The 19,750-nt window shown below is 45.7% G+C and carries 15 protein-coding genes and 1 tRNA gene; 5 read left to right on the forward strand and 11 right to left on the reverse strand.

Going from position 1 to position 19,750, the window contains the following annotated elements; all coding sequences use genetic code 11:
- The first annotated feature begins 24 nt into the window (after positions 1-24).
- Positions 25-2,163, forward strand: a complete 2,139-nt coding sequence (locus DW657_RS04460; RefSeq protein ID WP_118311577.1) for a family 43 glycosylhydrolase — start codon at positions 25-27, stop codon at positions 2,161-2,163.
- 1 nt (position 2,164) lies between these two features.
- On the opposite strand, the gene DW657_RS04465 is transcribed toward DW657_RS04460, so the two are convergent.
- Positions 2,165-2,911, reverse strand: coding sequence for a porin family protein (locus tag DW657_RS04465; RefSeq protein ID WP_089544805.1), 747 nt, complete (start codon positions 2,909-2,911; stop codon positions 2,165-2,167).
- A 228-nt stretch (positions 2,912-3,139) separates the two neighbouring features.
- On the opposite strand from DW657_RS04465, the gene DW657_RS04470 reads away from it, so the two are divergent.
- The gene (locus DW657_RS04470; RefSeq protein ID WP_006849139.1) at positions 3,140-3,307 is read left to right on the forward strand and encodes a 4Fe-4S binding protein; all 168 of its coding nucleotides are present in this window, start codon (positions 3,140-3,142) and stop codon (positions 3,305-3,307) included.
- A 157-nt stretch (positions 3,308-3,464) separates the two neighbouring features.
- On the opposite strand, the gene DW657_RS04475 is transcribed toward DW657_RS04470, so the two are convergent.
- The 9 genes from DW657_RS04475 to DW657_RS04515 all read right to left on the reverse strand — a co-directional run bounded on the left by DW657_RS04475 (position 3,465) and on the right by DW657_RS04515 (position 13,609).
- On the reverse strand, positions 3,465-4,886 hold the full coding sequence (locus DW657_RS04475) for a tetratricopeptide repeat protein (protein WP_118311578.1): 1,422 nt from the start codon (positions 4,884-4,886) through the stop codon (positions 3,465-3,467).
- A gap of 23 nt (positions 4,887-4,909) precedes the next feature.
- The gene (locus DW657_RS04480; RefSeq protein WP_089544803.1) at positions 4,910-5,869 is read right to left on the reverse strand and encodes a PstS family phosphate ABC transporter substrate-binding protein; all 960 of its coding nucleotides are present in this window, start codon (positions 5,867-5,869) and stop codon (positions 4,910-4,912) included.
- 4 nt (positions 5,870-5,873) lie between these two features.
- The gene (locus DW657_RS04485; RefSeq protein WP_089544802.1) at positions 5,874-6,722 is read right to left on the reverse strand and encodes an energy transducer TonB; all 849 of its coding nucleotides are present in this window, start codon (positions 6,720-6,722) and stop codon (positions 5,874-5,876) included.
- 33 nt (positions 6,723-6,755) lie between these two features.
- Entirely contained in the window at positions 6,756-7,403 is a 648-nt protein-coding gene (locus tag DW657_RS04490; RefSeq protein WP_089544801.1) for a biopolymer transporter ExbD, read from the reverse strand.
- Positions 7,404-8,048 carry a biopolymer transporter ExbD gene (locus DW657_RS04495; RefSeq protein ID WP_089544800.1) on the reverse strand — a complete coding sequence of 215 codons (645 nt, stop codon included), beginning with the start codon at positions 8,046-8,048 and terminating at the stop codon, positions 7,404-7,406.
- A 30-nt stretch (positions 8,049-8,078) separates the two neighbouring features.
- A complete protein-coding gene (locus DW657_RS04500) occupies positions 8,079-8,915 on the reverse strand; it encodes a MotA/TolQ/ExbB proton channel family protein (protein WP_117663293.1) in 837 nt (278 codons plus the stop codon).
- Positions 8,916-9,180: 265 nt separating this feature from the next.
- Positions 9,181-10,374: a pyridoxal phosphate-dependent aminotransferase gene (locus DW657_RS04505; RefSeq protein WP_118311579.1), complete on the reverse strand. Its 1,194-nt coding sequence runs from the start codon at positions 10,372-10,374 to the stop codon at positions 9,181-9,183.
- A 113-nt stretch (positions 10,375-10,487) separates the two neighbouring features.
- Complete coding sequence (locus tag DW657_RS04510; protein WP_117663297.1) at positions 10,488-11,699, reverse strand: bifunctional 3,4-dihydroxy-2-butanone-4-phosphate synthase/GTP cyclohydrolase II; 1,212 nt, start codon at positions 11,697-11,699, stop codon at positions 10,488-10,490.
- 20 nt (positions 11,700-11,719) lie between these two features.
- A complete protein-coding gene (locus tag DW657_RS04515) occupies positions 11,720-13,609 on the reverse strand; it encodes an LptF/LptG family permease (protein ID WP_118311588.1) in 1,890 nt (629 codons plus the stop codon).
- 257 nt (positions 13,610-13,866) lie between these two features.
- On the opposite strand from DW657_RS04515, the gene DW657_RS04520 reads away from it, so the two are divergent.
- Positions 13,867-13,940: transfer RNA gene (locus tag DW657_RS04520), tRNA-Met, on the forward strand.
- A gap of 452 nt (positions 13,941-14,392) precedes the next feature.
- Positions 14,393-15,058, forward strand: a complete 666-nt coding sequence (locus DW657_RS04530; RefSeq protein ID WP_199658302.1) for an AraC family transcriptional regulator — start codon at positions 14,393-14,395, stop codon at positions 15,056-15,058.
- A 136-nt stretch (positions 15,059-15,194) separates the two neighbouring features.
- Here the strand turns inward: DW657_RS04530 and DW657_RS04535 are convergent, their stop codons facing one another.
- Positions 15,195-16,613, reverse strand: coding sequence for an aspartate ammonia-lyase (locus DW657_RS04535; RefSeq protein ID WP_118311582.1), 1,419 nt, complete (start codon positions 16,611-16,613; stop codon positions 15,195-15,197).
- Positions 16,614-16,890: 277 nt separating this feature from the next.
- Here DW657_RS04535 and DW657_RS04540 point away from each other — a divergent pair, with 277 nt between their 5' ends.
- Positions 16,891-19,692 (forward strand): substrate-binding domain-containing protein, encoded by a 2,802-nt coding sequence (locus DW657_RS04540; RefSeq protein WP_118311583.1) that lies wholly within the window; start codon positions 16,891-16,893, stop codon positions 19,690-19,692.
- Positions 19,693-19,750 lie beyond the last annotated feature (58 nt).

Here is a 19,750-nt window from a genome sequence, read left to right on the forward strand (position 1 = left end):
AATCTTTTAGACCTATCAATGAGAATGAAGAAAATTTTATTTGCAACCTGTTGCATCGCTTTTTTGAGCGGTTCTTTGGGAGCAGCGGCGCAGAAAAAATCTGCAACCAAGAATGTTCTGACACAGACTTTGGAGGGGAAGTCTTGGTCGGCTGATAATGGTAATGGTACCTTTACCAATCCTTTGTTTTACGATGAATTCTCTGACCCTGATATTATCAGAGTGGGGGAGGATTACTATCTGGCGGGTACCACGATGCACAGTGTGCCGGGACTGGTGGTTCTCCATTCCAAGGATTTGGTGAATTGGGAATTCTCTTCCTACTGTTTCGACCGATTCGATGATTCAGATGATTTCAATCTCCGCAATGGCAAGGAGGCTTACGGACAGGGTATCTGGGCGCCTGCCATCCGATATCATAACGGCAAGTTCTATATCTTCTCCAATATCAACGGGCATGGATTGCAGGTGTATATCTCGGACAGTGCCAAGGGTCCTTGGACGCATCACAAGATTAATGGTGATATCTACGACCTCTCTGTGCTCTTCGATGATGATGGCAAGATTTATGCCGTGCACAAGTATGGCAACGTGACCGTTACAGAGTTGAAGCCCGATTTGAGTGGTCCGGTAGAGGGCAGCAGCAAGGTGGTGATTCCGGAAGGCAATGCGATGGGGGAGGGACATCATGTGTATAAAATCAATGGTATGTACTATATCCTCTCTGCAGATTATTCACCGATGGGGCGCATGCAGTGTGCCCGAAGCAAGAGTATCTGGGGACCTTACGAAACCTGTGTGATTAGCGAACGCGAATCGTATGGTTATGCTGCTGGATGGAGCGTAGGTAACATGGGTATCGGTAGGCCGCTTCCTGAAGATGGATATCAATTTAATAACAACAGACCGAATGGCGTGAACCTGGGGTGTGCTACCATTCATCAGGGGGGCATCGTCCAGGCTCCTGATGGCAAATGGTGGGGCATATCGATGCTGGATTTCAATGCCGTGGGTAGAACGGTGTGCCTTTCGCCTGTCACATGGGTGGATGGCTGGCCTTACTTCGGATTGGAGAAGAACCTGGGTCGCTCGCCTCGAACCTGGTTCAAACCGAATGATGCGGTGAAGACACCACAGGCTCCATACGATAGATGTGATGATTTCTCGGGAAAGACTTTCAAGCCGGTTTGGCAGTGGAATCATAATCCGAACGACAAGATGTGGTCGCTGAACAAGGAGCGAAAAGGATGGCTCCGTTTGCATTCTATGCCTGCCAAGCAGCTGCTCTGGGCAAAGAATTCGTTGACGCAACGTGCCATCGGTCCTGTATCTTATACATCTGTCAAGCTGGATGTATCCCGACTGAAGATGGGGGATGAGGCTGGACTCGGTGCTATGAATACGCCACATGCTTCATTGGGCGTGATGAAGACGGAAAAGGGATTAAGTCTGAGATGCTACGACCAGAATACCAACAAGGAGGTGCTGAAACCGATTGCCAAGAACAAGGTGATATGGTTGCGCCTTTGGGGTGATTATGATAAGAGTCTGCTGCAATATTCCTACTCTCTTGATGGAAAGACTTGGGAGAATATCGGAGAGCAGATGCTTTCTCCTTATCAGTTGAAGACCTTCCAGGGTGTGCGTGTAGCGCTGTACGCCTTTAACAAGACGGGAGTGAATGGCGGCGTGGCTGATTTTGATGACTTCAAGGTAGAGGAACCGATGGCTGACAGAACTGCTAATCTGCCTATAGGAAAGACCATCCGAGTCTTTAATCTTGCTGATGGTAACCTGATGAATGCTACCGGTCATGGACTGATGCATAGCTCCTCGAACATAAAGGAGATGAGCAATGGAGTGAAATTCATCATCGAAGACCGTGGACAGGGCAAGATTGCACTGAAAACTGCAGATGGACGATATGTATATATCGCAGGTGCTGGCTTGTCAGGCGATGTGCGTCTTACTTCTGATGCCTCTCATGCAGAGGAGTTTTTATGGCAGGATATGCTTTACAACCGCTGTATGCTTCTATCACTGAAGACCCAGCGGTATATAGGCAAGCATCCTACCGACGGAAGTCCTTATTCTGCTGATTTCCAGGGCGCTGATGCCGGTATGAAGAATGGTTGTGTCTTCTCTTGGGAAGTGGTAGAGTAGGCTACTCGAAATAGAATGTCAATGCAATTATCTTACTATGAGCTCCTTTAGCTGCCAAGGCATAAGGGAGCTCATTCTTGTTTTTGATGTGCTCGGGATGTTTCTTGTCGAAGGAATCTGTCAATCCATACATAAACTTGAGTTCCGGACGGAGCTTGAAAAATGGCATGTAGAAATCGCAGCCTACGCCCAGTTCGAGAAATATTTCCGATTTCTTGAGCTTGATGTAGTCTGACTTGCTGCTGTTGAGGTTCATCATCGGATTGATGCCTGCCATCACGTAAGGTCGGTGATTATTGAACCGCTCGGCTGCGAAAATCAGGTCCATAGCGGAAGAAATATAGGCAGTCTTCATCTCCTGATGCTGCACGATGGCGTTTCCGGCACCATCTTTCTCCAAGAGGTTATAAAAGGTGAGGTGGCGAGTACCGAAGTACATGGCAGGGGCTATGCGGAACTGGAAGCTTCTGTTGAGACGGAATTCTCCTAGTACGCCAACGGTGAATCCCATATCCCAACGGTCTTGATCTACAGTGACATGAGAAGGCTGCTCGATACCGTTGGCATCGATGTATTGGGTGATTCCGGTATTCTGGAATTCCATATCTTGTGCATGTGTTCCGATGAGTACACCGAAATGGAATGGGCGCAGATCGGTATAAGGGCGATTCTCTACCGTCCTAAGCTGTGCCATGCCATTGATACCTGTATAGAAGGCTATTAGAGCCATCAGTATGATTCTCTTCATATTTGCTATTTGTTCTTCGTTATTATTAATAAACGGCAAGGTTGGCTTCTTATTGTACTAATTTATTTCGATAAAGTATAAATTGAGTAAAATCAAGAAAAAAGTCATACCTATTTGTAGGTATATCGAAAATAATTGTTATCTTTGCACCATCAAAAGTAGGTAATAACCTATCTCTAGATTAGCATAGATACAGAAACATTATTAACATTTTAAATATTTATAATTATGGCATACGTAATTGGTGACGATTGTATCGCTTGCGGTACATGTATTGACGAGTGTCCATCAGGTGCAATCTCTGAGGGCGAGAAGTATTCAATCAACCCAGATCTCTGCACAGAGTGCGGTACTTGTGCTGATGTTTGTCCTAATGAGGCAATCAGTCTTCCATAATTTATTATGGAAAGATACTTTTAGTTACAATAAAACATTGAGAGCGGTTCCTTTGGAATCGCTCTTTTCGTTTATGGTCTGATTCATATCACAAAAAAAGGGGTGAAAGCCATATCACATAGCTATCACCCCTTTAATTATGTTCTTGTTTCGTAACTTACTGTGCCTGCTGCTCCTCGTCAAGACCTAAGGCCTTCTTGGCGAGAGAGTTGTTTGGATCAAGCTTGATCAGCTTCTCGAAGTATGGCTGAGCTGTTGTCAGGTCCTTCTTAGAACCCCAGTAGATGTAACCAGCGTTCTTGTAAGCCTGCATCAGGTAGCCCTTCTCATCCTCATCATACTGCTTGCTCTCAAGTTCCTTGATAACCAATTCATAGTTAGCAAGAGCCTTGTCGTCCAACTCGTTCTGGAATGCGATGTTGGCAGCCTGGAGGTGAGCGTATGCCTTCAACTGTGGATACTTCTCAGCGAAGCTGTTATATACGTTGATAGCCTTATCAACGTTAGCCTCCTTCTGATCGCCACCCTTCTGAGCCTTTGCATTGTAGATCTCAGCCATCTTTACATAGTCTGATGGTGATACGTTAGGGTTCTTATCCATATATGCCTGTGCAAATTCGATAGCCTTATCCTCGTTTCCCATACCCTTATATGCCTCAGAGATGTACTGATATGGCTTGAAGTCTTCCTTGTTTACCTCCAGAGCCTTGTTGTACTGCTCCAAAGCCTGGTCGAACTGCTTGTTGCCAGCGAGTGCCAGACCATAGTAAGAGTAGATACTAGAGTTCTTCTTGATATCGTTGTTAGCCATAATGCTGTTAGCATACTGGAGAGCCTCAGTAAAATTCTGTGTATCAACAGATGCACGCATAGCCAGAATCAAGAAAGCTGTATCCTTAGGATACTTCTGCATACCCTTCTTGCAAAGGTTGAGAGTTTCATCCTTCTTGTTCAATACGTATGTAGTGAAGCAGTACTCGTAGAAGATGTACTCTTCCATTGTATTCAGGTTAGCCTTAGAGAAATTCTCATAAGCCTTGTCGTAGCTACCAATAGAATAGTAGTTGTGACCTGTTTCTGCCTCGATAGGGTAGTTCGGATCTACAGTTCTCAACTTGTTCAAAGCCTCTGCAGAAGCCTGTGGATCAATCTTGCGGTAAACGTTAGCGTAGCTGATGTAACCCTGAGGATTCTTAGGATCCATAGTCATACAATTCTTATACCAAGAGGCAGCCTCACCACCATTGTCCTGCATAGCGTAGATATCGCCCTTGAGGATATAAGCATCACCACAGGTCTTGTACTTAGCGATGACAGCATCAGCTACAGCCAGGGCATTGGTGTAGTCCTTGTTGATGACGAGGGCATTACCCAAAGCAACGAGTGCCTTAGGATCCTTCTTGTACTCCTTCTGATACTCCTTGAGAACCTTGGCAAAAGCCTTGGCATCTACGTTACCAGCCTTCAAAGTTGCTTCTATTGGCTTCAGAGCATCCTTGTAGTTAACGTCCTGAGCCATTGCAGGAGCCGCCAAACCCATGACGAGCAAACCTGCTACTAAATATTTAACTGCTTTCATAATTCTACTTTCTATCTAAACTTTTAACGTTTAACATTAACTGTCTTAATCGTAATATCACCTCTGTAAGGAAGTAAGCCTGTCTTGAAGAGGATAAGCTGTCCCTTAGGATTGGAAATGTAGTTGGCAAAGCTCCAAGGCAATGCCTTATGAGGGTCAACCACGATAGCGTATATAGTTCTTACGAATGGATATCTTCCATCCAACAGGTATGCCTGGTAAGGTTTCCAGCTGTTCATTGGGGTAGCTTTCTCCTTGATGGATACCTGCATTACATGAATATTCTTCTTAAAGGTTGTGTTGGTGGAATCGCGTCGGTCGTTCAACCAATTTGATCCGATAACACCGATAGAACCTGGATTCTGGTCAACGAAGTCGATGACCTGCTTACTTGTTTTTGCAGCCATGATCTTCGCACCCATCTTTTCGCCGTGGAGAACGGAATCTACCACGAAGTTGGTGGTTGCAGAGCGGGTGTTGTCGAAGATGACCTCGATATCACCTCTCTTTGATCCAGGAACAATATCACTCCATTTGGTCGCCTTTCCGGTAAGGACACGCTTAATGTCATTCACTGTGATGCAAGTATCACTATTATTCTTGTTGACAATGAATGCCAAACCATCGTATCCGATAGGGAAAACGGAAGGAATCACATTGCTCTTCGATTTCAAGTATGCAATCTCACTATCCTTCAGATTACGGGTAGTAAAGAGGAGTGCTGTCTTGAAATCCTTGATCATCTGAAGTCCAGTGACTTCATCTGTGTATTTTGGTTTGAGCTTGGCCTTTGGGTACTCGAACTCAAACTGACTTCTTTCTTCGTCAATGATAGGACTCAAACTCTCATCAGCCACAAACTCAATTGTGCCCGAAGTAGGAGTATCAGTTCTACCATCTTTGGCTTTCTTCTCGCCACAAGACGAGAAGAAAGCCATTGATAGTACTGTTAATCCTATATAAATATAAGATATTCTTTTCATTCTATTACTGCAATCTAAATACAACTGGTACAGTATACTTAACACGTACAGTAGAACCATTCTGCTTACCTGGAGACCATCTAGGCATGCTCTTAACGACACGCTGTGCCTCACGGTCAAGTGAAGGGTCAACAGAACGAGCTACCTTCACATCAGAGATAGAACCATCACGCTCTACCACGAATGAAACGATAACACGACCCTGTACGCCGTTCTCCTGTGCTACGACAGGATACTTGATGTTGCTAGCCAGATACTGCATCAAAGCGCCTTGTCCACCAGGGAATGAAGGCATCTCCTCTACAACATCGAAGACCTTAGTTGCAACCTCAGGTTTTGGAGCTGGTGGTGGAGGTGGAGCTGCTACCGCAATCTCACTTCTCACTGCTTCCACTGTACGGTCCTTCACACCTTCCTTGTTTTCTGTACCGACAGCAACCTTTTCGTCCAGTTTATCCATCTGCTTAACCTGGTTTTCCTCTTTTACGAGTTCATCCTTCTTGATGACAGGTGCAGTAAACTTCTGAGTTTCGCGAGCCACAGGTATCTCCTTCTTAGGTTCAATCTTTGGCTTCACTGGCTCCTTCTTCTTTTCTTCCTTCTTAGCCTGCTGCTGGAGTTTAGCCAACTCCATAGCTTCCATATATGCCTGCTGTTCTTCAGCTTGTTTCTGTTCGATAACTTTCCAAGCCAAGAATCCACCCACGAGAGCTGCAGCAATGACCAAGATCAGAAGAGACTTGATGTTTCGACCGGAAGTACCCTTACGGAGCTGGTATGCACCATACTCCTTGTTCTTTCCGGCGAAAACCATTTCGACCCATTTAGGATCGTAAAGATCTATTTTTGCCATTTCTTTCTTGTTTAAAATTGTTTGTTACTCATCTTACATCTTAACGTGTCTAGACTCGAGAAGCTTCTCATCGTCTGCGTTAATCTTATCGATGACGTAAGTACCAATGTTTGAAATCTGCATTTCGTCGAGAGCGTCAACCATATTCTTGTAAGAAGCGTTGTCGGTTGGCTTGATGACGATGGTCAGAGTAGGAATCTTACCATCCTTCAAGTTACCAGCCTTCAAATCGCTGAGCTTCTTCTGATAGATGCTATCAGGATACTGCTTAGGATTCTTCTGACGATCCATGTTCAACTCCTTAACAGCGAGCGCAATTCTTTCTACTGGACGTGTACCATTCTCTGTAGCGTGCTCTCTCAAGACCTTACGGATACCCTGGCTACCCCATGTTGTCTCCTTGATCCATGTAGGATCGTTGTAGTTAGGGATACCAGCACCATAATAAATCTTGTTATCAGCTGCTACGTAGAGGGTAATAGTCTCAGAAGCTTTCGCCTCGTTCTTCTGGTCATCTTGAGTATTCTCGTCATTACTTGGCATAGTCAGCTCCATAGTCTGAGGTTTGCTCAAAGATGTACACAGCATGAAGAACGTGATAAGAAGCATGAGCATATCCACCATAGGCGTAAAGTCTACGCGGACATTCATTTTCTTTTGTTTGCTTTCTTTCTTTGCCATTTATTCGTCCCCCTGTTGTTTTAACTGTGTAATCATATAGTAATGACTCTCATCCATGTCCTGGAGTTCGTTCATCACTCTCTTCACTGTCTTGTAAGGTGTAGAAGCATCTGCCTTGAGGGCAATCTTGATTTCTTCGTTAGCGTTACGAGCAGCGTCAACCCACTGCTGGAACTCGCTCATGCCACCCTTGATACTGTCGAGAGGAATACCCTTAGTCTGGAGATACTGTGGACGCTTTGCTGCGTTCATAGACAGATAAGTGCTCATGTCACTCATAGAAACACCGAATGTACCCTCGCTCTTGAATGTCTCAATCTGCTTAGGGGTCAAAGACACGCCGAAGTTGCTTGTCATTGTGCTCAGTGCTGCTCCCAACTGATCGGTATTATCAATACTCATAAATACTTGGCCCTCGCCGGTTGGTTTTCCGGCCTTGTCCTTTTCAGGACTTACCAAGATGGTCAAGACACCATTCTCAGGCACCTTAATCTCAGACACAGAACCTGGTGTGTTTACCTTCACTGGCTCATTCTTTACGAATGTAGAGGTGAGCATGAAGAAGGTAAGCAACAGGGTCATAACGTCTGACATAGGCGTCATATCGATCCAGATGTCACTCTTCTTAATTTTTACTTTACCCATAGCGATAAAATTTTAAAGGGTTAGCAAAAATTAAGCCTCTTCTGCGTGGTTAGCTTCGTATGTCTGAGCAATTGAGTAACCTACCTCGTCGAGTGCGTATGTCAACTTATCAACCTTGTTTGTAAATGTGTTGTAAGATACTACAGCACACCAAGATGTCAAAATACCGAATGCGGTGTTGATCAACGCCTCAGAAATACCTACAGAAAGTGCTGCTGAGTCAGCGCCACCACCTTCACCCATGGCCTGGAATGACTTGATCATACCGGTTACAGTACCGAGAAGACCTGTCAATGTACCGAGAGTTACGATTGTAGCGATGATAGGCAAGTTCATTGTCAAAGTTGGCATCTCCAACTGAGTTGCCTCCTCGTGAGCCTGCTGGATCTTAGCTACCTTCTGAGCCTTCTTCAAAGATGCGTTAGCACCAGACTCCATAGACTTGTAAGCGTTCAAAGAAGCCAATACTACGTTAGCAACTGTACCGCGCTGCTTGTTGCAGAGCTGCTCAGCCTTAGCGAAATCGTTAGCGTTCAATGCAGACTTGATGTTTGCTACGAACTTAGGAAGAGCACCTGTACCTGTAGCTGTCTTAAGAGCCAACCAACGCTCGATAGTCATAGCCAACACTGTGAGCAACAATGTGTGGATAACTGGTACGATTACACCACCCTTGTAAATTGTACCCCAAATGTCTGCTGGGTGATCCTGGATACCTGGATCCTGGAAGTGCATGTCGTTACCGAACCATGTGAAGAACAATGTGAATGCGATGATAGCACATACCACGATGATCCAGAATGCGCCTCTTACTCCCTGAAAGCCCTCAGACTTCTTAGCTGGGGCTGCTTGTTTTGTAGTTGCCATAATTTTTACTTTTTTAAATTATTAGTTAATAAATTATTAATATTTCTTATTTATTTCTCGCTCTATTTTAGTTGTTTTGTATGCCTAGTTTGTGTTGTCTTGAATAAACACGCTTAGGTTATCCAAATTCCTTTGGCAAAGATAATAAATATTGAGAAACTATCGTCCTAATTAAGAAGTTTTAACGAGATATTGGCTCATTTTTTACCAATATCTCGCTTTTTTCTTACAAAGTTGACCTTTTTAGGACTCTTTTCTCCTATTTTTATTTCAATTTGCTCAGAGCTTCCTTGATGCGGCGGATTGCCTCTACGATGTTTTCATCGCTTGTAGCATAGCTCATGCGGAAGCAGTCTGGATCACCGAAGGCATCTCCACCTACTGTGGCTACGTGAGCCTCCTCCAGGAGGTACATTGCGAAATCTGTAGAGTTGTTGATGGTCTTCTCACCATTGCTCTTGCCGAAGTAGCTGTTGCACTTAGGGAAGAGATAAAAGGCACCCTGTGGCATATTGACCTCAAGTCCTGGAACCTCCTTGGCGAGCTTCACGATGAGGTTGCGGCGACGCTCGAAAGCTACGCGCATCTCCTCTACAGCACCCTGGTCAAGTGTGTAGGCTGCCTCAGCTGCCTTCTGGCTAACTGAACAGGTACCGCTAGTATATTGACCCTGCAACTTGTTGCATCCCTTGATGATCCACTCTGGACCAGCGAGGAAACCGATTCTCCATCCTGTCATGGCGTATGCCTTGGATACACCATTGGCGATGATCACCTGCTCCTTCATGCCTGGCTCCTGTGCAATGCTGTGATGCTTGCCGATATAGTTGATGTGCTCGTAGATCTCGTCTGCCAACACGAATACCTCTGGGTGCTTCTTCAGAACCTCAGCCAATGCTGCCAGCTCCTCCTTGGAATATACACTTCCGGTAGGGTTGCTTGGTGAGCAGAGAATGAGCATCTTGGTCTTCTCGGTGATTGCGTTCTCAAGCTGCTCGGCTGTCATCTTGAAGTCCTGGTCGAAACCTGCGTTTACGATGACAGGAGTACCGCCTGCCAATTTTACCATCTGTGGGTAGCTTACCCAGTATGGTGCAGGGATGATTACCTCGTCGCCAGGGTTTACGAGAGCCAGTACGGCGTTGCATACGCACTGCTTGCCACCGGTGCCCACGATTACCTCGTTGACTGTGTAGTCAAGTCCGTTTTCTTTTTTCAATTTGGCAACAATAGCTTTTCGCAAGTCAGGATAACCAGGAACTGGTGAGTAACGTGAGAAGTTCTCATCAATAGCTTTCTTCGCAGCCTCCTTGATATTGTCAGGCGTGTTGAAGTCTGGTTCACCTACACTCATGTTAATTACATCGATACCCTGAGCTTTCATTTCACTACTCTTCTGTGACATCGCCAGCGTTGCTGATGGTGCCAATCTGTTAAGACGATCAGATAATTGTGCCATAATTTTATTTTATTGTTAATTAATCGTGTGCAAAATTAAGCATTTTATTTCTTTTTCGGAAGAAAATCATCCGTTATTTCGCGATTTGATGCAAAATAATAACATAATTTACATTATCCGAGGTGCAAAGTGTGCCCCATACGGTCTCTCTTGGTCTTGAGATAGCGCTCGTTGTACTCATTTGGTACTACTTCGATAGGCACATTCTCTGTGATTTCGAGTCCATAAGCCTCCAGGCCAACACGCTTTACAGGGTTGTTGGTGAGCAGGCGCATCTTGTGCACGCCAAGGTGGCGGAGCATCTGTGCGCCGCATCCGTAGTCACGTTCATCTGGCTTGAAACCGAGATGTACGTTGGCATCTACGGTATCGTATCCTTCTTCCTGCAGCTTGTAGGCTGCAATCTTGTTCATCAATCCTATGCCTCGGCCTTCCTGCTGCATGTAGATGACTACACCCTTGCCGGCTTTCTCGATCATCTGCATCGCCTTGTGCAGCTGCTGTCCGCAGTCGCATCGCTTGCTTCCGAGAATGTCGCCTGTGGCGCAAGATGAGTGTACGCGGACCATGATAGGCTCATCTTCCTTCCATTCGCCCTTGATGAGTGCCATGTGCTCAAGTCCGTTGCTTGCCTGGCGGAAAGGAATCAGACGGAAGTGTCCGTATTCTGTAGGCATATCTACCTCTTCGCCCACCTCGATGAGCGATTCCTTCTTGAGACGGTATTCTATCATGTCCTTGATAGAGATGATCTTGAGGTTCCATTCCTTTGCCATCTCCATCAACTGTGGAAGGCGTGCCATGGTTCCATCTTCGTTCATGATCTCCATAAGGGCGCCTGCAGGATAGAGTCCTGCCATTCTGCAGAGGTCGATGGCAGCCTCGGTATGTCCGCTTCTTCTCAATACGCCGTTGTCCTGAGCATAGAGAGGATTGATGTGGCCAGGGCGACCGAATGTCTGTGGGGTAGATGCCGGATCAGCGAGTGCCTTGATGGTCTCAGCACGGTCGTGGGCTGAAACACCGGTTGTACATCCCTCCAGCTTGTCCACGGTGATGGTGAATGGGGTGCCGAGCATGGATGTGTTGTCTGATACCTGATGAGGCAAGTCGAGTTCCTCACATCGGCTCAGGGTGATAGGGGCGCAGAGCACACCTCTTGCGTTCTTGAGCATGAAGTTTACCTTCTCTGCGTCGATTTTCTCTGCGGCGATGATGAGGTCGCCCTCGTTTTCGCGATCTTCGTCATCTACAACGATGACAAACTTACCTTCCTGGAAGTCCTTTACTGCATCTTCGATGCTATTGAGTTTGATATCTGCCATTTGTTTGATACTTTTTATAGTTACATTTCTTTTATCTGACTGATGATGTTTGCATTACTCTGCTTGATGGTGTTCAGATCACGGTAGAGCCGGATTCTGAATCGCCACATTCTCAGGTAGAGTACGATGCCCACAGGTACGATGATGGCTGCAAGGATGTTGAGCCACTGGCGTTCGAATGGGCGGGTATGAGCCTTCGTCGCAAGAATAGGGTAGAGGTTGAGATTGTGAAGGATGACCTTGTTCCTGGTATTGGTCAGATCCTCTATCACGTTTTCAAGCTCATCGCTAATGCGTTCAATCTCGTTGTCGGGCTGGTATTTGAAGAACACATTGATGAAGTTTGGAAGCTTCTTCAGCTCGTGTACCTTATTATATATATAGATATCGCTGTTGAGCTTTTCCAGTCGCTGTGCATCTTTTGTATATTTCGGCTCTTCGATGATGACCTCCTTGCCGAAGACATGGCGTTTGATACGGAGACCGAGCAGTTTCATGAAGAACATCTTGTACATTTCCATATTGAACACCGTAGAGTCGTTGGTTGCCTTATAGGTGACGAATACGGCAATCGGTGCCAGTACGGCTGGAGCCAGTCCCTGGCCGAACCAGATGGTCCAGGTTCCCAATCTCGACATTCGGTAGCCCGTGTTGTCGAGGATGTAGAAGATGATGAACACGAATACGGAGATGATGACTGGGAATCCCAATCCACCCTTTCGGATGATGGCACCCAGTGGGGCTCCGATGAAGAAGAAGATCAGGCAGGATAGTGCCAGCGTGAATTTCTTGATCGCTTCTATCTTGTGCTGTCTGATGATGTAGTCGGCATCGCTCGTAACCATAGCCTTGAAGTTGAGGTCGGTGAGCTCCTGCTGTGCTGTCATCTGTGCATCATTGAGTGCCCGGAGTTTCTTGTCGTTCGAGAGCTTATTATATAAGGTGTCAAAATTCTCCGTTTGTCCCTTCTTGATTTCTTTCAGCGAATCTGCCTTGTTTACCTGCGCCGTGCGGTAGAATCGGGCATTGGCTTCCGAAAGATAGTTCTTTCCTATGGAATCATACAGTCCGTTGATGGAGTCGATGGAGTGGAAGATCTCCGACAGACCTTTTCCCTTGGCATTGTTGGCAAGCGACGAGGCATCAGTAAGGTTGAAGTCGGCATCAAAGTCGAGTACAATCTTCTTGGAAACGAAGGTTTCTCTTCTGTATGGAACGGCAGCGCTGTTGCCGAATTCACTGCTCTTCATATTCTCAAACCATTCTCCGCTGTAAAGACTCAGCACGAGGTGCTTCTTCTCGGCTGTACTTTGCAGCATTCCCGAGTCGGCAAGGATGATGGCGGCATCTTCGTAGCTGTCTGTCATGCGATAGATCATGATGCCGTAGAGCTTTCCTGTATTCAGATCCTTCTTCTGCACATAGAGGTTGCTGTTCGGGATTCCATCGTAGAAGATGCCTTCCGGGATTTCCAGTTCCGGACTCTTCTGCTTCATGGATATGAGGAGTTGTGCCAGCTTCTGGTTGGAGTGGGGACCTACATTATTCTGGAAGTAGAAGGAACCGAACATGATGATGACGGTGATGACGATGAGCGAGCGGAAGGCCTGCATCAGAGAGATGCCGGCAGCCTTGATGGCAGTGAGCTCTGAACTTTCGCCGAGATTACCGAAAGTCATCAGTGAGGAGAGGAGGATGGCAAGCGGCAATGCCTGAGGTACGAGCATCAGACCCATGTACCAGAAGAACTGCGCCATCACGTCCATCGAGATTCCCTTTCCGATGAGATCGTCGATATATCGCCACAGAAACTGCATCATCAGCACAAACTGGCAGATGAAGAAAGTTCCCATGAAGAGAAGTCCAAATTGCTTGGCTATAAATATGTCTAATTTCTTAATTCTAAGCATTTCTTTTTTACTAGTAAGCTGTTTTCTCATAGTTTTGAGGTGAACAGCTATCGTTTCAGCCTGCAAAGTTACACAAAAAAATTAGAAATCCTTTCTTTTTCGCTTTTTTTATATATATAATAGGTGTAAATAGGTTGAGATTTGGGCAAAAAAAAGAAAAAACAAACTTTTTTCGAAAATTTCTCCGAAAAAATTTGGTGGAATCAAATAATTGTTGTACCTTTGCACCCGCAAATCAGAAATGACTTGTAAAGGATGGCGGGATAGCTCAGCTGGTTAGAGCGTCGGATTCATAATCCGGAGGTCGAGGGATCGTGGCCCCCTCCCGCTACGTTGAGACACTAACTTTTTAGTTAGTGTCTTTTTTGTGCCCCAAACTTTTCCTCATTTTTCCACAAAAGTCTTGATAAAGTTTTCCACAGGGGTGTTGATAACTGTGGAAAAGAAATATAAGTACCTGATAATCAGTTTAGCCTTGTTTGGATAACGATTGTTGATAACCGAATCTTCTAAAAGTTCTTCACATTTTTTATCCATACTTTTCTTGCTTTTTTCAAAAATAAATAGTAAATTTGCCCCCAACTAAGAATTTGAGTCTTTATGAAGCAGCAACAAGTTTATAATTTGAAAGAGTTTGCCGCACGACACCATCTTGAAAGTATCTTTGGGGCTTATGCCGCACATATTTATATCGACGATCTATGCGAAAGGGATTTTATAGAGATGGCTCAAGAGCGCACCCTGTTCACGAAACTCGTGTTGGTGACCAGGGGAAATATCAAAATGGGGGTACTTCATCAAAGTACTGAAGCCAATAATTCCGACAGGCCGCTTTCTGCAGGTGAATTGCTGGTCGTCTCGCCCAAGCATGTCATTGCTTTTTCCGAGATGTCGGCGGATTTTGAGGCTGAGTGTATCCTGGTGGATGAGGAGATTACGGCTGACGTGGTGTATCAGTTATCGGCTGACAAGCAGAAATCTGCCATCGATATCTTTCATATGATTCGTGATATCGTGCGGCATCAGCACATCTACAAGGTGGAGATGATCCAGTCGATGGTGAATGTCCTGAAACTTCTGGTTTCGGAACTTCCTTACGAGAATGTATCGGTGACTCGCGATTTGCGCCACAAGAAGGAAGTTTATGAGATTTTCCTTCATCTCCTGTATCGCCATTTCAAAACCGAGCGACAGATCAGGTTCTATGCCGACAAGTTGAATGTCTCGGCACCTTATCTTTCTAGGATGATCAAGGATATTTCGGGAACCACCGTGAATGATCACATCACCTCCCTGCTCTATAAGGAAATCTGTAATCTCCTGAAGCAATCTGACATGACGATGGGAGAAATTGCAGATCATCTGCATTTCAGTGATCAGAGTGCTATGACGAATTTCTTTAAGATGAGGGCGGGAATGACGCCGCTGGCGTATCGGAACCAAGACTGATGTTGAAGGCTTTTGTCCTTATATGGCATATAAGCTTTATGTATAACAAATAACCTGTAAGCTATATTCCCTTGATAGGAATACGCTTACAGGTTTTTTGTTTGTCAGCTAATCAGCTGACTGGTTATGGAAAAATTTATTTCAGGGTAAATTTGTGTGACTGCAACATCTCCTTAGGATCGAGTGCCTTGTCAAGCTCTTCCTTGCTCAGAATGCCCTGTTCGATGACGATGTCATAAACGGAACGGCCTGTGGCATGAGCTTCCTTGGCAACCTTCGTACTTTTCTTGTAGCCGATGATAGGATTGAGGGCAGTAACGATACCGATACTGTTCTTTACCATCTCGTAGCAGCGCTCCTTGTTGACGGTGATGCCGAGAATACACTCAGAAGTCAAAGTCTCAATAGCGTTCTTCATCCATGTCAAGCTCTCGAAGAGGCTCTCGGTGATGATAGGCTCCATTACGTTCAACTCCAACTGACCAGCCTCTGCTGCGAAGCTTACAGTAGCATCGTTACCGATTACCTTGAAGCAAACCTGGTTGGTTACCTCAGGGATAACAGGGTTCACCTTACCTGGCATGATAGAAGAACCTGGTGCCTTGGCAGGGAGATTGATTTCGTTCAGACCGCAGCGAGGACCAGAAGCCATCAGGCGGAGGTCGTTACAGATCTTAGACAACTTGATTGCCAAGCGCTTCAGAGCTGAAGAGTAGCTTACGTAAGCACCGGTATCAGGGGTAGCCTCTACCAGGTCGGTAGCTGTTTCGAAGTTTTCGCCAGTCAACTTGCTGAGGTTGGCAGCACAAAGCTTAGCAAAGCCTGGAACAGCGTTCAAACCTGTACCGATAGCAGTACCACCCATATTGATCTCATGCAAGAGCTTCACGTTGCGTTCCAGGTTGAGGATTTCCTCTTCCAGGTTGTTGGCGTATGCATTGAATTCCTGACCGAAAGACATTGGAACTGCATCCTGCAACTGAGTACGGCCCATCTTGATAACGTCTGCATATTCGTCAGCCTTGTAGCGGAATGCGCTGATCAAACCAGTCAAAGCACCTACCAGGTGTGTATTCATGCGAATCAAAGCCAAACGGATAGAGGTTGGGTAAACGTCGTTGGTGCTCTGTCCACAGTTGCAATGGTCGTTAGGAGAGCAGAACTGATAGTCACCCTTCTCGTGACCCATGATTTCGAGTGCACGGTTAGCAATCACCTCGTTGGCATTCATATTAACAGAAGTACCAGCACCACCCTGTACCATGTCGATAGGGAAGTTCTCATGCCATTTGCCTTCGATGATCTCGCGGCAAGCCTGAGAGATAGAACCCGAAATTTCATCGTTGATCACACCGAGGGTATGGTTGGTCTCGATAGCTGCCAACTTCACGTAAGCGATAGCGATGATGAAATCAGGGTAAGCTCTCATAGTCTTACGGGAAATGTGATAGTTGTTGATACCGCGCTGTGTCTGTACACCGTAAAGTGCTTCAGCAGGAACTTTGAGTTCACCTAAAAGGTCTGACTCTACTCTAAAATTTTTAACTTCAGCCATAATATAGTTAGTTTTGTTGTTTATACTAATGTTATCTATTCTCTAGTTATTGCATTATATTAATTCTCTGTTTTCGGAAGAAGGAGTTGTTTCCTTTATCCGCTGCAAAGATACGATGATTTCTGTAGATTCTCTTTATAAAAAATGAACCTTAATTTGTAAAAAACGCACCAAATGCGCTAAAATCCAAAAAAAAATAGTAAATTTGCACCATAACTCTTATAGAGGCAACTCTTTTAGAGCCTATCAATCTATAAATTTAAACAAAACAATATATATGAAACGATATTTATACCTTATTATATATATAGGTTTGGGACTTTCTTTGGCAGCATGCAAGCAGCAGCCAAAGAAGTTTGTCATTGGTGTATCCCAATGCTCCGAGGATATCTGGCGCAACAAGCTCAATGATGAGCTGAAGATGGGAGAGTATCTCAATGATTCGATTATCGTGAAGCTTGCTTCCTCGAATGATGACAATGTGTTGCAGAACAAACAGGTTAATCAGTTCGTGGATGAGGGCGTGGACTTGCTGGTCATCTCTCCTAATCAGTTGAGTGCGATTTCCAAGGCGGTTGAGCGTGCCTACGAGAAGGGAATCCCGGTGATTCTGTATGATCGTATCTCCAATACCGATAAATATACTGCATTCATCGGCTGCGACAACTATCATATCGGTAAGTCGATGGGTACCTTTATAGCTCAAAAGCTTCAGGGTAAGGGACGCATTGTTGAAATCTGTGGATTGGATGGATCTTCGCCTGCCATGGAGCGCCATCTTGGTTTCATGGATGCCATCAAACCCTATCCGGGTATCCAGGTGATTGCTTCTGAAGGAGGCAACTGGAAGGAGGAAGGAGGCGTTCAGGCAATGAAGCGCATCCTGAAGAAGACACAGAATTTTGATTATGTCTTTGCTCACAACGATCGTCTGGCATGGGGCGCCTACGAGGCTGCCAAGCAGATGGGGCTGCAGCATCGTTATAAATTTACGGGTGTTGATGGAATGGCTACCCAGGGGGGTGGCCTGGAGCTGGTGCGCGATGGCATCTTCGAGGCTTCCTATCTTTATCCTACCAAGGGTGATGAGGTAATTGCCTTGGCGATGAAGATCCTGAAGCATCAGCCTTTTGAGCGGAAAAACTATCTCAGTACATCTATCATTACCCAGGAAAATGCGGAGCTTACGTTGATGGAAGCCAGAGACGCTGAGCGACAGGCACATAATCTGAAGGCTTTGCATAAACAGGTGGATCGGTATCTTTCTGATTATAATTCCCAGAAAGTGATGTTGATAGGCTTGTGTCTGTTCCTGCTGGTTTGTATTGTCGCTGCAGCTATGATTTTCCGCAGTTATGTGGTGAAGGCTAAACTGAATGAGGAACTGGCGAGAACCAATGGAGAGTTGAAAAGAGTGAATGGGGAATTGGAAAGCAAGAACGCGGAGTTGAAACGACTGAACGAGGAGGTGTTGGAACTCACCCATTCCCGCCTGGTGTTCTTTACGAATATCAGTCATGAGCTTCGTACCCCATTGACATTGATTGCCGATCCTGTGGAAATGCTGCTGGAGGACAGTGGTATCAAGGGAAAGAGTCGTGAACTTTTGAAGATGGTGAAGCGTAATGCAGTAGCTCTCCAGCAACTGGTGAGCAGCATCCTCGATTTCCGAAAGATTCAGAACGGAAAGATGGAGTTGACGCTCTATCGCTTCGACCTGGTGAAAGCTTTGAAAATGTGGGTAGGCGATTTCCAGCTTACTGCTGAACGCAAGCAAATCAAGCTCCATTTGGATATAACTGATTCTGTCGGTTCTCAGGAGGTGGTTGCAGATAAGGAGAAGATAGCTCGTGTTGTCTTCAATCTTCTGAGCAATGCCTTGAAATATACACCTGCCGGTGGCGATATATTCGTATCTCTGAAAGATGAGAATGGAAAGTTCCGCCTGGATGTAAGGGATACCGGTAAGGGTATCTCGCAGGAAGAGGCGGGCAAGATTTTCGAACGTTTCTTCCAGGCTAAGGGAGCAGCAAGCGGTACGGGCATCGGCTTGGCTTTGGTGAAGTCGTTTGTAGAATTGCATCATGGCGAGGCTCGTGTAGAAAGTGAGTTGGGTAAGGGATCCGACTTCTTCGTGGTGATTCCTCGTGAGCAGGAGGATAAGTCGCTAGTTATCCACACAGATGTGGATAATGTGGATAACTCTGTAAATCTCTCTTTGTCAGATGGTAAAACGTTGGTAGATGAGTCTAATCTGCAATATATCGACGATGGAGAGAGAAAAAGTGGAAAAGTACAGCAGTTGCTGAGCGAACATGCGAATAAGCCAACCATCTTGGTTATCGATGACAACAATGATATCCGTCAGTATGAGCATACCCTTCTGCAGGATGATTATATCGTTCTGGAAGCTGCTGATGGTAAGGAAGGACTGGATGTTGCCAAGAAGGAAGTTCCCGACCTGGTGATTTGTGATGTGATGATGCCGGTGATGGACGGTTTGGAGTTTACCCAGAATCTGAAGACCCATACGGCAACCTCTCATATCCCTGTCATCATGCTTACGGCAAAGAATCTGGAAGAGCATCGTGCCGAGGGTTATGAACATGGTGCCGATTCCTACATCACCAAGCCATTCCACAGCAAGGTGCTCCTGGCACGTATAGAGAATCTGTTGAAGCAGCGCAAACTTCTGAAGCATCTTTTCCAGGGCACTCTGGAGGCAGAGCAGGAAATCGCCGATTCTCATCTGGAAGATCGTGATAAGCAGTTTATGAAACAGCTTCACGCCATCATTCAGAAGAATCTCTCGGATAGCGAGTTTGGCGTCGAGGATATCGGTAAGCAGATAGGCTTGAGCCGCGTCCAGCTTTATCGCAAGGTGAAGGCGATGACGGGTTCTTCTGTCGTTGATCTGCTCCGCAAGGCTCGCTTGGCGAAAGCAAAGCGTTTGCTGGAATCCCGCAGTATGAGTGTCTCCGAGGTTGCCTATGATGTGGGCTTCTCTGCTCCTTCTTATTTCACCAAGTGTTTTAAGGATGAGTATGGTATGTTACCGGGAGATGTAGGAAATGTATAATATGACATCATGTAATTTACGTAGTTTCTAATAATCCTAAAATCCGCAACTATCATCC

Origin of the sequence: Prevotella sp. AM23-5, from assembly GCF_003473645.1 — a bacterium.
Taxonomy (GTDB): domain Bacteria; phylum Bacteroidota; class Bacteroidia; order Bacteroidales; family Bacteroidaceae; genus Prevotella; species Prevotella copri_A.

Bases quoted from the DNA above. Each gene is read 5' to 3' on its own strand.
- DW657_RS04460 (WP_118311577.1), top strand. From the start codon at position 25: ATGAAGAAAATTTTATTTGCAACCTGTTGCATCGCTTTTTTGAGCGGT.
- DW657_RS04465 (WP_089544805.1), bottom strand. From the start codon at position 2,911: ATGAAGAGAATCATACTGATGGCTCTAATAGCCTTCTATACAGGTATC.
- DW657_RS04470 (WP_006849139.1), top strand. From the start codon at position 3,140: ATGGCATACGTAATTGGTGACGATTGTATCGCTTGCGGTACATGTATT.
- DW657_RS04475 (WP_118311578.1), bottom strand. From the start codon at position 4,886: ATGAAAGCAGTTAAATATTTAGTAGCAGGTTTGCTCGTCATGGGTTTG.
- DW657_RS04480 (WP_089544803.1), bottom strand. From the start codon at position 5,869: ATGAAAAGAATATCTTATATTTATATAGGATTAACAGTACTATCAATG.
- DW657_RS04485 (WP_089544802.1), bottom strand. From the start codon at position 6,722: ATGGCAAAAATAGATCTTTACGATCCTAAATGGGTCGAAATGGTTTTC.
- DW657_RS04490 (WP_089544801.1), bottom strand. From the start codon at position 7,403: ATGGCAAAGAAAGAAAGCAAACAAAAGAAAATGAATGTCCGCGTAGAC.
- DW657_RS04495 (WP_089544800.1), bottom strand. From the start codon at position 8,048: ATGGGTAAAGTAAAAATTAAGAAGAGTGACATCTGGATCGATATGACG.
- DW657_RS04500 (WP_117663293.1), bottom strand. From the start codon at position 8,915: ATGGCAACTACAAAACAAGCAGCCCCAGCTAAGAAGTCTGAGGGCTTT.
- DW657_RS04505 (WP_118311579.1), bottom strand. From the start codon at position 10,374: ATGGCACAATTATCTGATCGTCTTAACAGATTGGCACCATCAGCAACG.
- DW657_RS04510 (WP_117663297.1), bottom strand. From the start codon at position 11,699: ATGGCAGATATCAAACTCAATAGCATCGAAGATGCAGTAAAGGACTTC.
- DW657_RS04515 (WP_118311588.1), bottom strand. From the start codon at position 13,609: ATGCTTAGAATTAAGAAATTAGACATATTTATAGCCAAGCAATTTGGA.
- DW657_RS04530 (WP_199658302.1), top strand. From the start codon at position 14,393: ATGGGGGTACTTCATCAAAGTACTGAAGCCAATAATTCCGACAGGCCG.
- DW657_RS04535 (WP_118311582.1), bottom strand. From the start codon at position 16,613: ATGGCTGAAGTTAAAAATTTTAGAGTAGAGTCAGACCTTTTAGGTGAA.
- DW657_RS04540 (WP_118311583.1), top strand. From the start codon at position 16,891: ATGAAACGATATTTATACCTTATTATATATATAGGTTTGGGACTTTCT.